This window comes from Hymenobacter persicinus (genome assembly GCF_004167665.1).
Lineage (GTDB): Bacteria > Bacteroidota > Bacteroidia > Cytophagales > Hymenobacteraceae > Hymenobacter > Hymenobacter persicinus.
Genome location: NZ_SEWE01000020.1, coordinates 71,339 through 85,455 on the forward strand (window position 1 = coordinate 71,339; position 14,117 = coordinate 85,455).

Annotated in this window: 10 protein-coding genes; 7 read left to right on the forward strand and 3 right to left on the reverse strand. The window is 63.2% G+C overall.

Translation table 11 applies throughout. From position 1 onward, the window contains the following. Positions 1-94: 94 nt before the first annotated feature. Both EWM57_RS11260 and EWM57_RS11265 read left to right on the forward strand, forming a co-directional pair. A complete protein-coding gene (locus EWM57_RS11260; protein WP_129921244.1) occupies positions 95-1,180 on the forward strand; it encodes a S41 family peptidase in 1,086 nt (361 codons plus the stop codon). A 200-nt stretch (positions 1,181-1,380) separates the two neighbouring features. Then, entirely contained in the window at positions 1,381-2,184 is an 804-nt protein-coding gene (locus EWM57_RS11265; protein ID WP_129921245.1) for an SDR family NAD(P)-dependent oxidoreductase, read from the forward strand. A 48-nt stretch (positions 2,185-2,232) separates the two neighbouring features. Here EWM57_RS11265 and EWM57_RS11270 read toward each other — a convergent pair whose 3' ends face one another. Next, positions 2,233-4,221 carry a gliding motility-associated C-terminal domain-containing protein gene (locus EWM57_RS11270; protein ID WP_129921246.1) on the reverse strand — a complete coding sequence of 663 codons (1,989 nt, stop codon included), beginning with the start codon at positions 4,219-4,221 and terminating at the stop codon, positions 2,233-2,235. A 172-nt stretch (positions 4,222-4,393) separates the two neighbouring features. On the opposite strand from EWM57_RS11270, the gene EWM57_RS11275 reads away from it, so the two are divergent. Both EWM57_RS11275 and EWM57_RS11280 read left to right on the forward strand, forming a co-directional pair. Beyond that, positions 4,394-5,428, forward strand: coding sequence for a Vgb family protein (locus EWM57_RS11275; protein WP_129921247.1), 1,035 nt, complete (start codon positions 4,394-4,396; stop codon positions 5,426-5,428). A 520-nt stretch (positions 5,429-5,948) separates the two neighbouring features. Next, entirely contained in the window at positions 5,949-6,524 is a 576-nt protein-coding gene (locus tag EWM57_RS11280; protein WP_129921248.1) for a hypothetical protein, read from the forward strand. A gap of 234 nt (positions 6,525-6,758) precedes the next feature. Here EWM57_RS11280 and EWM57_RS11285 read toward each other — a convergent pair whose 3' ends face one another. Continuing rightward, on the reverse strand, positions 6,759-7,232 hold the full coding sequence (locus tag EWM57_RS11285) for a hypothetical protein (protein ID WP_129921249.1): 474 nt from the start codon (positions 7,230-7,232) through the stop codon (positions 6,759-6,761). Positions 7,233-7,801: 569 nt separating this feature from the next. Between EWM57_RS11285 and EWM57_RS11290 the strand changes: the two genes are divergently transcribed. Both EWM57_RS11290 and clpB read left to right on the forward strand, forming a co-directional pair. After that, positions 7,802-8,500: a hypothetical protein gene (locus EWM57_RS11290; RefSeq protein ID WP_129921250.1), complete on the forward strand. Its 699-nt coding sequence runs from the start codon at positions 7,802-7,804 to the stop codon at positions 8,498-8,500. A gap of 1,223 nt (positions 8,501-9,723) precedes the next feature. Further along, entirely contained in the window at positions 9,724-12,336 is a 2,613-nt protein-coding gene (clpB, locus tag EWM57_RS11300) for an ATP-dependent chaperone ClpB (protein WP_129921252.1), read from the forward strand. A 95-nt stretch (positions 12,337-12,431) separates the two neighbouring features. Here clpB and EWM57_RS21160 read toward each other — a convergent pair whose 3' ends face one another. Further along, positions 12,432-12,911: a hypothetical protein gene (locus EWM57_RS21160; protein ID WP_165370491.1), complete on the reverse strand. Its 480-nt coding sequence runs from the start codon at positions 12,909-12,911 to the stop codon at positions 12,432-12,434. 163 nt (positions 12,912-13,074) lie between these two features. Between EWM57_RS21160 and EWM57_RS11310 the strand changes: the two genes are divergently transcribed. Next, positions 13,075-14,097, forward strand: coding sequence for an SMP-30/gluconolactonase/LRE family protein (locus EWM57_RS11310; RefSeq protein WP_165370492.1), 1,023 nt, complete (start codon positions 13,075-13,077; stop codon positions 14,095-14,097). Positions 14,098-14,117 lie beyond the last annotated feature (20 nt).

Below are 14,117 nucleotides of genomic sequence, written 5' to 3' on the forward strand. Positions count from 1 at the left end.
GCTTCCCCGCCCGGGCCGGTTTTGGAATGGGCGCGGGCGGGACGGCAGATTTCTGCTTAATCTTGAGGCGCCAACCAACCCGCCCGCCGCACTTATGAGAATCCGGATTTTCGTCGCCCTACTCGTTTTGGCGGGCCTCGCCACCGGCAGCAAACCCCACCTTAGCACGCCGGAGCGCGACTTCGAAACCTTCTGGCGCACCTACCACGACCACTACGCCTTTTTCCGCCTGCACCAGGTCGACTGGGACCAGACTTACGCCACCTACCGCCCCACCATCACGGCCCGCACCACGGCTTCGGAGCTGCGGGAAACGCTCATCAAAATGGTGCAGCCGCTCCAGGACGGGCACATTACCATTTCCGACAACGACCGGGTGCTCTACAAGGGCACCAACCGCCGACGCGCCTACAAAGACCAGTTCCAGTCCATGCAGGAAGCTTACTGGGCCGCGGCCGCTCAGGCCTTGCAGCAGGCCGGCTTCGCCCCGCTACGGGGCGTGGGGCCTACGGTGGGCAAGTTTCAGCTTTTGTACGTGAGCAAATCCAGCCAGAACGTGGGCTACCTGCGGCTGAGCCGCTGCTTTGCCGAAATGGCGGGCGTGATGGGCACCACGCGCCAGGAAAAAGCCGACCAGCGCCAGCTGCTGGCCTTGTTCGACCAGGCCCTGGGCGAGCTGCGCGACTGTCGGGCCCTGATTGTGGACGTGCGCGGCAACGGCGGGGGCCACAGCGGGCTGGAAATGGCCCGCCGCTTTTGCCCGGCCCGCCAGCTCACTCACTTCGTGGCGGAACGCCAGCCCGGCGGCTATGAGCAGTTTACGGCCCTGCAGCCCTACTACCTGACGCCCGCCCCCGAGCTGCGCTACGACAAGCCCGTGGCGCTGCTCACCAACGACGGCACGGCCAGCTCGGCCGAGGAATTTGTGCTGGCCCTGCACCGGCAGCCCCGCGTGACGACCATCGGCGACAACACCGCCGGCATGCTCTCGGACATGTACCAGGGCCGGCTGGGGCGCAAAATGCAGTTCACCCTATCGCACCAGCGCTTCTATGCCCCCGACACGACCCTGCTGGAAGGCGTCGGCGTGCCCGTCCGCGTGCGGGTGCCGCAGTCGCGGGAGCAGGTTATCCAGCTCCAGGACGCGGTGCTGGCCCAGGCTTTGCAAACCCTGCGCTAACCGACCAGCTCCACTTCGTCCTGACTGACTCTTCTACCAGCCCACTTCCGCGCCCGGAGGTGAGCTTTATTCGTTTGGACAACCCCAAAAACCGGAGCCCGCAGAATAAAATCCACGTTCCAAGCCACTGTTTACCACCGAAATACGTCTATATACTAAACACCGAATACTTGACCTTCTCACCTTAACCTGTTGCACTCATGAACGACCAAACTGCCTTAATAACCGGGGCATCCAGCGGCATCGGCTTCGAGCTGGCCCGCTGCTTTGCCCGCGACGACTACCGCGTGGTGCTCGTGGCCCGCCACCTGACCGAGCTCCAGGAAGCCGCCCGTTTGCTCCACCAGGAATTCGGGGGCGTCGAGATTATGCTGCTGCCCCACGACCTGAGCCGGCCCGAGTCGGCGGAGCACATCTACGCCGAAACCAGCCGCCGGGGCCTGCAGATTGATGCCCTCGTCAACGACGCCGGCTTCGGCGAAACCGGCTACTTCACCGACACCGACATTCGCACCGAGCTGGGCATGATTCAGGTGAATGCGGCCTCGCTGGTGCACCTGACCAAGCTGTACCTGCGCGACATGGTGGATCGCAACGAGGGCCGGATTCTGCAGGTCGGCTCGGTGGCTTCTTTTGCCCCCAGCCCCTGTCAGGCCGTGTACGCCGCCACCAAGGCCTTCGTGCTTAGCTTCGCCGAGGCCGTGCAGCACGAGCTGCGCCAGCAGAAGTCGGCCGTCACGATGACGATTCTGTGCCCGCCGCCCACCGACACCAATTTCTTCCAGGTGGCCCACGCCGAAAACACCCGCGCCGCCGCCCGTCCCGCCGATGCCCGCCTCGTGGCCCAGGAAGGCTACGACGCGCTGATGAACGGGGCCGCCCGCTCCCTGCCCACGCTTAGCGCCAAGGTCAACTTCTTCTCCAGCCTGCTCCTGCCCGACTCGGTGCTGGCCACGCTGATGAACACCCAGCTGCACCCGCTCGAAAAAGAGCTCCGGCATTAGGTTGCTTTTGCCCGGGTAGTGCCCAGGTGGATGCGCCGCCACCGGATCTTAGCGCACCACCTCAAACCAGCCCCGGTAGCGGGTGCCGTCGGCGAGCCGGCAGAGGTAGTAGTAAGTGCCCGCGGTGGCGCCGGCGTAGTCGTTGTGGTAGTCGGGGGAGTAATAGAGCTGCCGGCCCCAGCGGTTGAAGATGGTCAGCTCGGTATTGGGGTAGCGGGCCAGGTTTTCAATGACGAACGTGTCGTTGAGGCCGTCGCCGTTGGGCGTAATCACGTTGAAAAACGCCAGGCAGGCATCGTCGGGGCTGATGCGCAGCAGGGTCACGCAGTTGGTAAGGCTCGGGCTGGCCGCCTGCAGCACCGCCGTGCCGCCCCGCACCACGTCCACGCGCACCGTGTTGGTACCCTGTCCGCTCACCAGCGTGCCGCCGGTAATGGTCCACTGGTAGGCGCCCGGCGGACCGTCGATGGTGTACGTCAGGCCCTGGTGGGCGGCCAGGCAATACACCGCCGCACCCGTAATCTGGGGTCCCAGCTTCACCTGCACCGGGCGCGTGGCCGAGTCGGTAGGGCAGCCCGAGGGCGGCAGCCCGCGCACGGTAACGGCCCCAGCGCCCCCGGTCAGCCACTCCACCTGCACCGTGCGGCCCGTTATGGAGCCCACCACCCGGCCGCCCCGGGCCGTCCAGCGGTACTGCGGAAACACTGGTCCCAGGGCAGTGTAGGTGCCCACGCTCTGGGCGCAGAGCACCGAGTCGCCGCGCACTCCCGTGGGCGGAGCCGGGCGCGTGACCGTAATTCGAAAGGCCGTAGCCACCGACTTACTGTTGCAGGCCGCGTCCACGGCCGTTACTACCACGTCGTAGGCGGCGGGGCGGGCCAGGCCACAGCCGGCGGTGAGGTGAAACGTGCCCGTCGCCCCGCTCACGCCCGTCAGGCTCACCGTGCCGGGCGCCCCACCGGTGCCGTTGCCGGTCTGCCCGCTGAAGGTGGCGTCGATAGGGCCGCCCCCGTCGAGCAGCACGCTGCTCACGCTCAGGGTCAGCTGCTGGGGGTCGGGGTCGGTGGCGGCAATGGCGAAGTCCAGGCTCTGACCGTCCTCCACCACGAAGTCGCGCCGGGCCAGGGTGGCCGCCGTGAAGGCCGGGGGCTGGTTGGGCCCGCCCGAGCAGGTGCGCACCACCACCTGAATGTCGCGGCGCATGGTGCCTAGCAGCACTTCCCGCCCGTTTATCACCCGGTACTCGCGCACGTCGACGGCCAGCAGAAACGTGCCTTCCTGCCGGCCCAGGTAGCGGGCCACCCCGCTGCGGGCATCCACGGCGGCGTAGCCCGTGGCGCCGAAGGGCTGGGTCGGACTATAGCCGGCCGTGTAATCGACGGGCACCACGGGCAGTACGGCCTGATTGGGAGCGCCCAGGCTGTAGCTAAGCCGGTCCCCGTCGGCGTCATAGGCATTGTTGATAACGGCGGTGGTGTCGCCGCGGCATATAACGGCCAGGGCGTTGGTAGAAAACACCGGCGAGGAATTCAGCAGCATCGGCGGGGTCATATCCACCGACAGCGCCATGCTGGTGCCGCCCGACAAGACGATGTTGGTGATGCCCGCGTTGCGGTAGTTGGCGGCCAGCGTCACGAGGTAGCCCTCGGTTACGGCGGGCAGGGCCACTGTCACGATGTAGAGGGCCAGCGTCACGCGCGGGGCCTGCAGGCTGCAGCCCGGCAGCAGGGGCGGCGTGATTTCGGAGAAGCTGCGCCGGGGCACGATCAGTTGCTCCAACGACTGCCCCCCCGGACCCTTGCTGAAGACTTCGATGGGCACGGAGATACTACCATTCGGATTCGACGAGCCCGGTTCCTTGTTGAAGTAGATGCGGGCCGTAATCTGGTAGCGGTAGGGCTTGCCGGCCGGGCCGTTGGCGTCGAGGTAGACGTAGTTCAACTCCCCGCCCACGAGGTGGCTGGCCCCGGCCGACCCAAGCCCCAGGCCCAGCCAGATCAACAGCAAAAAACAGGTGCGTAGTAGCGGAATAGGCATAGGCGGGGCTGATAGAGGTCGGATACCCCAAGATACAATTTTACCGCCGCCCCCGCGCCGGCCCGGGCGGTTTCGACGCTGCGGTTGTGCGAATGCCAGCGAATTGCCTTATCCTTAACCGGCCATTCCCACCCCCGGGGTGCGCCTCTCCTCTATTATTGTGCTTATGGATATGTCCGCCACCGACAACCTGCCCGTTTCCACCGAGTCGCCCAGCTCCCCACTGATTACCGAGTTTGACCCTTATTGGCAGGGGCCCCATACCGGCTCCACCCACGAGGTAGCCATCAGCAAGGATTTCGTGTTTGTGAGCGGGCAGCTGATGGATCAGATAGCCAAGTTCGACCACGCGGGACAGTTGCTGGCCCACTTCAATATGCCCGCCGGCAGCGGCCCCCACGGCCTGCTCATCGACCAGGAAGACCAGCTCTGGGTGTCGCTGGAATTTGCCGGCACCATCGTCCGCCTCGACGAGAACGGCGACACCACCGAGTTTATCGACACCACCATCCGGGCCTCCGGCGCCTACCTCAACCCCGCCCCCCACGGTATCTGCCAGGGCCCCGACGGCAGCATCTGGTTTACGGGCAAGCGCACCAGCACCGTCGGCCGCGCCCAGCCCGGCCAGCAACCCATGCATTTCCAGCTCAACACCCTGGCCGCCCTGCCCATCTTCCTCACCCCCGGTCCCGACGGCAACATCTGGGGCACCGAGCTGCTGGGCAGCGCCATTCTGCGCGTCAACCCCAACCGGCCCGACCGGGTCCAGGAGTTCCCGACGCCCACGCCCAACAGCCGCCCCGTCGGCATCATCCCCGACCCGCAGCTGCCCTACCTGTGGTTTTCGGAGGAGGCCGGGCGTAAAATCGGGCGCATCAACCTGGAAGGCCGCATTCAGGAGTTCACCCTGTCCCTGCTCCAGCCCAACCACATCCTGGGCTCCCTCACCTTCGACCGGGACCTGAACCTCTGGGTGCAGGTGTATATCGACACCACCCTGCCCGGCCCCGCCGGCCCCGACTACCTGCTCTGCATCGACAAGGCCATCCGCACCAGCACCGACCCCAACCTGTTTGGCGTACCCATGACCACCCACAAGGTGCCCAGCGCCCGGGGCATGCTGCACCGCATCAAAACCGACGCGGCGGGCAACATCTGGTTTACCGAGATGATGACTGACCGGGTGGGCAAGGTCACGCTGGCCTGAGTAAGGCAGCTGTATCAGTGACCGGCTACTGCCCCAGCCGTCGGCAGCCGGCCTTCCCTACTGCGTCTGCCGTAGCCCTCCCTTCCACTACTCCGCCCGTTATTTAATCCGCCTGTCATCCTGAGCAGCGCGAAGGACCTTGCCACGCCAAAACAAGTCGTTGTTACGGCTGTCGTTCCTATCCCATAAGGTTCTTCGCGCTGCTCAGGATGACAGACCCAAACAAGGGCAGCTCCGCAACGGCGCCACGCCCGATGCCTCGGTTTCTGCCCAAGGCGCCGAACACTCAGCTGGGCGTTCATCGATAACGCCCAGCTGAGTGTTCGGCCGTTGCCTTACGCCGTTCAGCACTGCCAACCCGCTTCCCAGCCCCTACCTTCCACGTCTTAAACAAAATAACCAGCATACACTTTGAATTACAAAGTTCTTTTATATCCTTTGTGTAGTTCCCGGCTACCCTCCCCGGCGGCGACGCTTGCGGGGCCCGGCGCCTATCTTCCCACTTCACTTCTTACCCGCCATGACCTTCCCCCAAAGCATTCTGCGCGTTGCCCTGGCTACGGGGCTGCTGTTGCTCATTCCGCTGCTGGCCCAGCAGTTTGTGCCCGGCATGCACTGGAGCCCCGGCGACTTTGCCGCGGCCGGGCTGCTGCTCTTCGGCGCGGGCCTCGTCGCAGCCTTTGTCTGGCGCCAGGGCAATTCGTTGACCTACCGCCTGGGCGCGGCCCTGGCCGCAGGGGCCGGCCTGCTGCTGGTCTGGGCCAACCTGGCCGTGGGACTCGTGGGCAGCGAGGACAACCCGGCTAATGGGCTGTATCTGGCGGTGCTGGCCGTGGCCGTCGTTGGGGCGCTGGCGGCGCGCTTCCGGCCCCGGGGCATGGCCCACGCCATGTTTGCCGCCGCCCTCACCTACGCGCTGGTCACGGTGGTGGCCCTGTTCGTCTGGCCGCCCACGGGCGCGGCCGCCGAGCCCCAGGTGCATTTGCTGAACGTGCTGGTCGCCAACGGCCTGTTTGCCGGGCTCTGGGTGGCCGCGGGCTGGCTGTTCCGCCGGGCTGCCGCGGCCGGCTCCGCGCTGGGTCAGTCACTACTCTAGCCCTTTTACCCGCTGCGTACCCGCCCGGCCGGTAGCCCGTAGTGGCGGCAACAACTGCCTTAAGCAAGCCTGAGCCCAGCCGAGCAGCTGTTCGCGCCGTCCGCTGCCAGACCAAAGGCTCCACTAAAAAAAGCCCCCGCGGCGGCGGCGGCTTTTTAATCGTTTCTGCGGCTAGGCCCGGAACGCATGACGCCGAGCCTTATTACCAGCGCTTCTGTCACGCCCTGCCGGGAACTAGGCCCCGGCCATAGGCAAATGGGCATAGAGCAGATTGGCAGCGGCCTCCAGCAGGGGCAAATCCGCCGTACGCTCCTCGCAGCGCTGCATATCGTAGTGGCACAGCGTCCCGAATGCCTGACCCTGCGCATCCCGGATCAGCACCCCGCAGTAGGAAATTACGGGCGTATCTACCAGGCCTTTCACGTGCGCATCCACCCGGGCGTCGCTGATTTCAAGCGGGGTTTGCTGCCGGCCGACCAGGGAACAGAACGTCGCGGCCATCGGGGTATCTCCGCCCTGTTTTATGGCCGGTTGGCGCCGGTCAAACAAGGCCAGATTGCGCAGCGTACTCCCATCAAACTTGAAGATTCCGGTGTACTGGTGGGGCGTCCGGCTGTTTAGGTATTCCAGCCCCGCGTCGATACCGTCCTGCTGGAGTAGGCTGGTGAACTCGGTAATTTCGCGCTGCATAGGAGAATCAGAAGCCATAATCAAAAGGCAGTAACGGGAGAATCCGGGAGTGACTATTCGCCCTCAACGTGCTGCTGGCAGAAAGAAGGACACAAAAATTTCAGCCAAAGGTACCACGTGACACCCGGAAAGCAGCCGATACGCTGAAAACAAGGCCCGCAGGCGTAAAGTTACCTAAGCCGCCGCCGCCCGGCCCAAAACCCGTCCAACTCCCGTTTAAATCCCGACCGGCGGTCACCAAAAACCCGACCCGAAGTCTCAACGATTCGCGGCCTGGTCCCAACCATTCGGGGCCCGGCCGCAGTCGTTCGCGGCCGAGCCCCGACGGCTCGCGGCCCGGTCCCGGTCGTTCGCGGTGCCGCCCCGAGGGTTCGCGGCCTCGCCGCAGTCGTTCGCGGCCCGGCCCCGATGGTTCGCGGCCAAGTTCCGGGGGTTCGCGCCCTGGTTCCGACGGTTCGCGGCCCGGTCACACTCTTTTCCGCCGCGGGCAGATAATATCCACTAAAATTCCCTTATCCTTATAGCCGAGTACTGCCCTTATCTAACCTATTGCTACGCTTGATTTCTCATTCTTACCCCCTTCTATTATGCTTACCACCAAACAAGACAACCGCCTTACCGCGGCTGAGAACGTCGCGGCCGCCCTGGCCCTCGACCCCACCGCCTACGCCCAGGACAAAGCCCTCGGCCAGATCCGCCAGGAGCTAGACGCCCGGCTCGACGAGCTGCGGCCCCTGCGCCAGCAGGGCGTGCGCGCCGCCAGCCCCGGCGCCACCAAAACCAAGGGCCAGCGCCGGGAGCTGCTCTGCACTGCGGCCGCCGAAGTGGCCGGCGACCTGTACTCCTACGCCACCGATAAGCAGGACCGCAGCCTGCAAACCAGCGCCGACTACAACTACTCCAGCCTCTTCAAGCTGCGCCCCACGGCCCTCACCGACCTCGCCCAGCACATCCTCGACGCGGCCGAAACCCACCAAGCCGCCCTGCTCGATTACGGCGTCACCCCTAAGCGCCTCCAGGAGCTGCGCGACGCCCTGGCCTCCTTCACCGGCACCAAAAACGACCCGCGCCAGCAAATCACCGAGGGCAAAGCCGCCCGCATTGCCATCCGGGAGCAGTTCAACCAGCTCGCCACCCTCCTCCAGGACCGCCTCGACCGCAGCCTGCGCAAGTACGCCCGCGCCTCCCCCGACTTCTACCAAAAAGTCCTCGCCGCCCGCATCGTAGTAGACCGGCCCGGCGGGCATAAGGGCAGCGGAATCAGCGAAACCCCGAAACCTCAATAACTACCTGTCATCCTGAGTGGAGCGAAGCGCAACGAAGGACCTCTCGCGCTTCGCTCCATTTCAGACTATCTGATTTATGAAACAAATACCAGAAATAAAGCTCGTACCCAAGCCGGAAACCGAGGAAGCTAAAGCAGCAGTAGGATATCAGTGGAACGAAGTGGCAGGAACTCGCCATAAACTAGGTGGTAAGCCTGATTCTGCTTTTGGAGTTGAGTATCCAAAATGTGAGGAATGCTCACAGACCATGACATTCTATGCCCAAATAGACTCTATCGGCGACGACTATGACTTGGCAGACTGCTGTGTAATTCACGTTTTCGTATGCTTGGATTGCTTCACCACTGTAAGCATGATAAATCAATGTCCCGCTTAAAACTCCTATTGGGCATTCCAACACGTATTAAGCCTACTTACACCTTTGCCAACTGCTTCATCAAACGTAGCTTGTAGCATGATGACGCAGTTTGCTCAGCTTTATCCTTTGGGGCTGATTCGCTATACGCAGAGCACCTTTCTTGAATTAGTAACTGACACCGAGGTACACCGCATTGATTTTCGCGGTAAGCTAAGTTTCCGGTTGCAGCGTGGCACTCACGGTCCAATATCGTTTCACCAAAGTCACCCTTTACTCAAAGGAGTAAATGGCCCATTAACCAGCCTTATAGCTCGCGCAACTCCTTATGCACTACTTGACGCACCTCTCCTTTTAAATGCTATCCGCCAAGAGGTGCAAAAGCAGGCAGGAGGCTGGACTGAATTTGTTAGCGGCTCCTGGACGATGTGGTGGCAACGACTAGTGGCCCACAATATAATCCCTAGCCTCACTCGTACTGGCGGGATTATTCTTGACAGTGTGCCAGTACCTGTTGCTAAGTCTGTAGCAGCTATATGTACACGTTATGGTGTAGATACATATAGCCTCCCGCCACAGCACCGATGGTCTAATCCTCCTGAAGAGCCTCTGTACAAACTTCTGCTGATTGGCCGAAACTACGTTATTGCCCGTGAGTTCTTTGTTAGCACGTTGTGCTAAATTATACGAATGGCTTAACCTGCCCTACCCCATTTACCACCTTTACATCAGACAAAATAACACAATCGACGCTAGAAAAAACGATAAAAACCAGCCAAAACGTCAGTAAAACCCCTCTTGCACCCCGTTTGCTAGTCTCTGCGTAGACCTTCCTAACCCGAAGCACCCACTCCAGACTTAGCAGACTATGAACTTCAACAACTTCACCATCAAGGCCCAGGAGGCCGTGCAGAAGGCCACTGAAATTGCCGGCGGCAATCAGCAACAGGCCATCGAAACGGGCCACCTGCTCAAGGGCCTCTTCCAGAGCGACGAGAACGTGCTGTCGTTTCTGGCCAACAAGCTGGGCGTGAACCTGAACATCCTCACGCCCCGCCTCGATGCCATTGTGGCCGGGTACCCGAAAGTAAGCGGGGGCTCCCCTTACCTGTCGAACGAGGCCAACGCGGCCTTGCAGCGGGCCAATACCTACCTTAAGGAGTTTGAGGACGAGTACGTGTCCGTGGAGCACCTGCTGCTCGGGCTGCTCGGCGGCAAAGATGCCGTGGGCACCCTGCTCAAAGACACCGGCTTCAACGAGAAAGACCTCAAAGCCGCCATCAAAGAGCTACGCGGAGGCCGCAAGGTGACTTCCCAGACCGCCGAGGACCAGTACCAGAGCCTGAACCGCTACTCCCGCAACCTCAACGAGCAGGTCCGCACCGGCAAGATGGACCCCGTCATCGGCCGCGACGAGGAAATCCGCCGGGTGCTCCAGATTCTGAGCCGGCGCACCAAGAACAACCCCGTCCTGCTCGGCGAGCCCGGCGTGGGCAAAACCGCCATCGTGGAGGGCCTCGCCCAGCGCATCGTGGCCGGCGACGTGCCCGAAAACCTCAAGGACAAAATCATCATGAGCCTGGACATGGGCCTGCTCATTGCCGGGGCCAAGTACAAGGGCGAGTTTGAGGAGCGCCTCAAGTCCGTCATCAAGGAAGTAACCGACTCCGATGGGCAGATTATCCTGTTCATCGACGAGATGCACACGCTCATTGGGGCCGGCGGCGGCGAGGGCGCCATGGACGCGGCCAACCTGCTCAAGCCCGCTTTGGCCCGGGGCGAGCTGCACTCCATCGGGGCCACCACCCTCAAGGAGTACCAGAAGTACATCGAGAAGGACAAGGCCCTGGAGCGCCGCTTCCAGGCCGTGATGGTCGATGAGCCCTCGATTGAGGACGCCATCAGCATCATGCGCGGCATCAAGGAAAAGTACGAGCTCCACCACGGCGTGCGCATCACCGACGACGCCGTTATTGCCGCCGTGGAGCTATCCAGCCGCTACATCACCGACCGGTTTTTGCCCGACAAGGCCATCGACCTCATGGACGAGGCCGCGGCCAAGCTCCGCATCGAGCTAAACTCCATGCCCGTGGAGCTCGACGAGGTGCAGCGCCGCATCATGCAGCTCGAGATTGAGCGCGAAGCCATCCGGCGCGAGGAAAACAAGGACCGCGAAACCGTGCTCAACAAGGACCTGGCCGAGCTGACCGCCAAACGCGACACGCTCAAGGCCCAGTGGGAAAACGAGAAATCGGTGCTCACCGGCATCCAGGAGCAGAAGGAGGCCATCGAGCGGTTCAAGCTCGAAGCCGAGCAGGCCGAGCGCCAGGGCGACTACGGCCGGGTGGCTGAGTTGCGCTACGGCAAGATTCAGGAGGCCGAAGCCCGGCTCAAGCAGCTCCAGGACGAGGCCAACGCCAACGAAGCCGGCGGCACCATGCTCCAGGAAGTCGTGACCAGTGAAAGCATTGCCGAGGTAGTAGCCAAGTGGACGGGCATTCCGGTGAGCAAGATGCTGCAGTCGGACCGCGAGAAGCTGCTCAACCTCGAAGCCGAGCTGGGCAAGCGCGTGGCCGGGCAGAGCGAGGCCATTGCTGCCATTTCGGATGCCGTGCGCCGCTCCCGGGCCGGCCTGCAGGACCCCAAGCGCCCCATCGGCTCGTTTATCTTCCTGGGCACCACCGGCGTGGGCAAGACCGAGCTGGCTAAGGCCCTGGCCGAGTACCTGTTCAACGACGAGAACAGCATGGTCCGCATCGACATGAGCGAGTACCAGGAGCGCCACGCCGTGTCGCGCCTGATCGGGGCGCCTCCCGGCTACGTGGGCTACGACGAGGGCGGGCAGCTCACCGAGGCCGTGCGCCGCAAGCCCTACTCGGTGATTCTGCTCGACGAAATCGAGAAGGCCCACCCCGACGTGTTCAACATCCTGCTCCAAGTGCTCGACGACGGCCGCCTCACCGACAACAAGGGGCGGGTGGCCAACTTCAAGAACACCATCATCATCATGACCTCCAACACGGGCGCGGACATCATTCAGAAGAACTTCAAGGAGCTCAATGAATACAACCACGAGGAAGTCGTGGACCGGACCCGGGAGGACGTGGTGGAGCGGCTCAAGCAGCACATGCGTCCCGAGTTCCTGAACCGCATCGACGAAATCGTGATGTTCCAGCCCCTCAAGCGCAAGGAAATCCGCAAAATCGTCGACATCCAGTTCCGGCAGATTCAGCAGCGCCTGGAAGAGGCCGGCATCCGCCTGGAAGCCACCGACGAGGTGCTCGACTTCCTCGGCGAGCAGGGCTTCGACCCGCAGTTTGGCGCCCGGCCCCTGAAGCGCGTCTTGCAGCGCCTAGTGCTCAACGAGCTGAGCAAAGACATTCTCTCGGGCCGCGTGAGCAAGGACGCGGTGGTGGAAGCCGTGCTCGAAGACGGGCACCAGATTCGCTTCAACAACGTGGAGATGCCCGCCGTCGGGTAAGTAGATTGGTTTGTATAAGAAAGCCCTGCTGGCATAATGCTAGCAGGGCTTTTTTGCGCTTTCGCAAAGTAGGTTGCGTTACCAACTGTAGCGGTTCAGGGAGCCGCTACCCGCGGTTTGTAGAAGGCTTGGCTGAGTTGGTTGTGCAGGCGGCGCTGCAACCGCCGCGACACGGGCTGGTGCCGCTCGAAGGCTACCAGCGCGTCCTGTTCCGCCCGCTTCGAATTGCCGGCCCAGGAAATGGGTCCCACCACCGACAGCGTCAGGGCGGCGGGAGCACCCAGCAGCCACGCCGTGGCGTAGCCGTTGGAGGAAGTCCGGCCGCTGCCCCACACATCGAAGCCCAGGTCCATGCGCGGGTAAGAGTAAGCCGCCACGCCCGCCGCCACCGGCGCCAGCCCGGTAATGCCGATTCCCCAGCTCCGCCCCCGCCGAAACAGCTGGTGCAGGGCCCGCACAGTGTCGGCGTGGCTGAACACCCGGACCGGGACCGGCGCCCCGGCGAGCTGGGCGGAAGCCGGGGCAGTAAGGCAAATGCCCAAGGCCAGCAGCAGAACGGGTAGCGAGGCTTTCATAGCGGTCAGACTTAGTATAGTTAATTTACTATGTAAAACCAGACAAATCAAGCCCCGGCCCGGCACCAGGGTCAGGCCAGCAATAGCCGTAATTTCATTCAATCGGTCCGGGATGCAGCGCGTATTCCTCAGAAGCTCAACTATTGACTTCAGCCCTACTCGTATGCTGCACGCCGCCTCCACCACCGCCCGCCGGCCCGCCCCGTTTTCCCAATTTCTCCGCCTGGCCGCGCTGGCGGCGGGCCTGACTACCCTGCTGCCGGCCTGTTCCGATGATGAAAACGACGAACCAGTCCAGCCGGCCGGGCCGGCCAAAATCACGGTTCCGAAAGCGGCCACTCTGTCGCCGGAAGGCATCCAGTACGATGAGGCCAAGAAATACTTCTTGGTCAGCTCCCGTACCCGGGGCCGCATTGGTACGGTGAAGGACGACAGCACCTACACGCAGTTTGCCGATGATTCGCTGCTGGTTTCCACCATCGGCCTGCACCTTGATGCGGACCGCCGGCGCCTGCTGGCCGCCGTTTCGGACAATGGCACCAACACCCGCCGCACCAAGCCCGCTACCCAGCGCAAGCTGGCGGCCCTGGCCATCTTCAACGCCGACAACGGCAGCCTGAGCCGGTTCGTGGACCTGGGCGGCTTGCGGCCCGCGCTGGCACACTTTGCCAACGACATTGCCATCGATAAGGACGGCAACGCCTACATCACCGACAGCCTCTCGCCCATCATCTACAAAGTTGACTTGCAGGGCACCGCCACGGTCTTTTTGGAAGACTCCCGGCTGGCGGCCAACCCGGCCACGGCCTTTGGTTTGAATGGCATCGTGTACCACCCCGATGGCTACCTGCTCGTGGCCAAATCCAGTGACGGCACGCTCTACAAAGTGCCCCTGAGCAACCCAACCGGCCTTACCACCGTGGCCACCGGCGGCCAAAACCTGACCGGCGCCGACGGCCTGCTGCTCGTCGACCGCCAGACCCTGCTGCTGGTGGCGGGCAGCCAGGGCACCGTGTACCGCCTGGGCAGCACCGACGCCTGGGCCACGACTACCGTTTCGGGGCGCTTTGCCACGGGCGCCGTCAGCCCGACCACCATCACCCGCCGCAGCCCCGCCGACGCCTACGTGCTCTACCCCTACCAGACTAGCGCCCCGCGCTTCGCCATCGTCAAAGTGGGTTTCTGAGCTCAGGCAGCAGTTTTGCT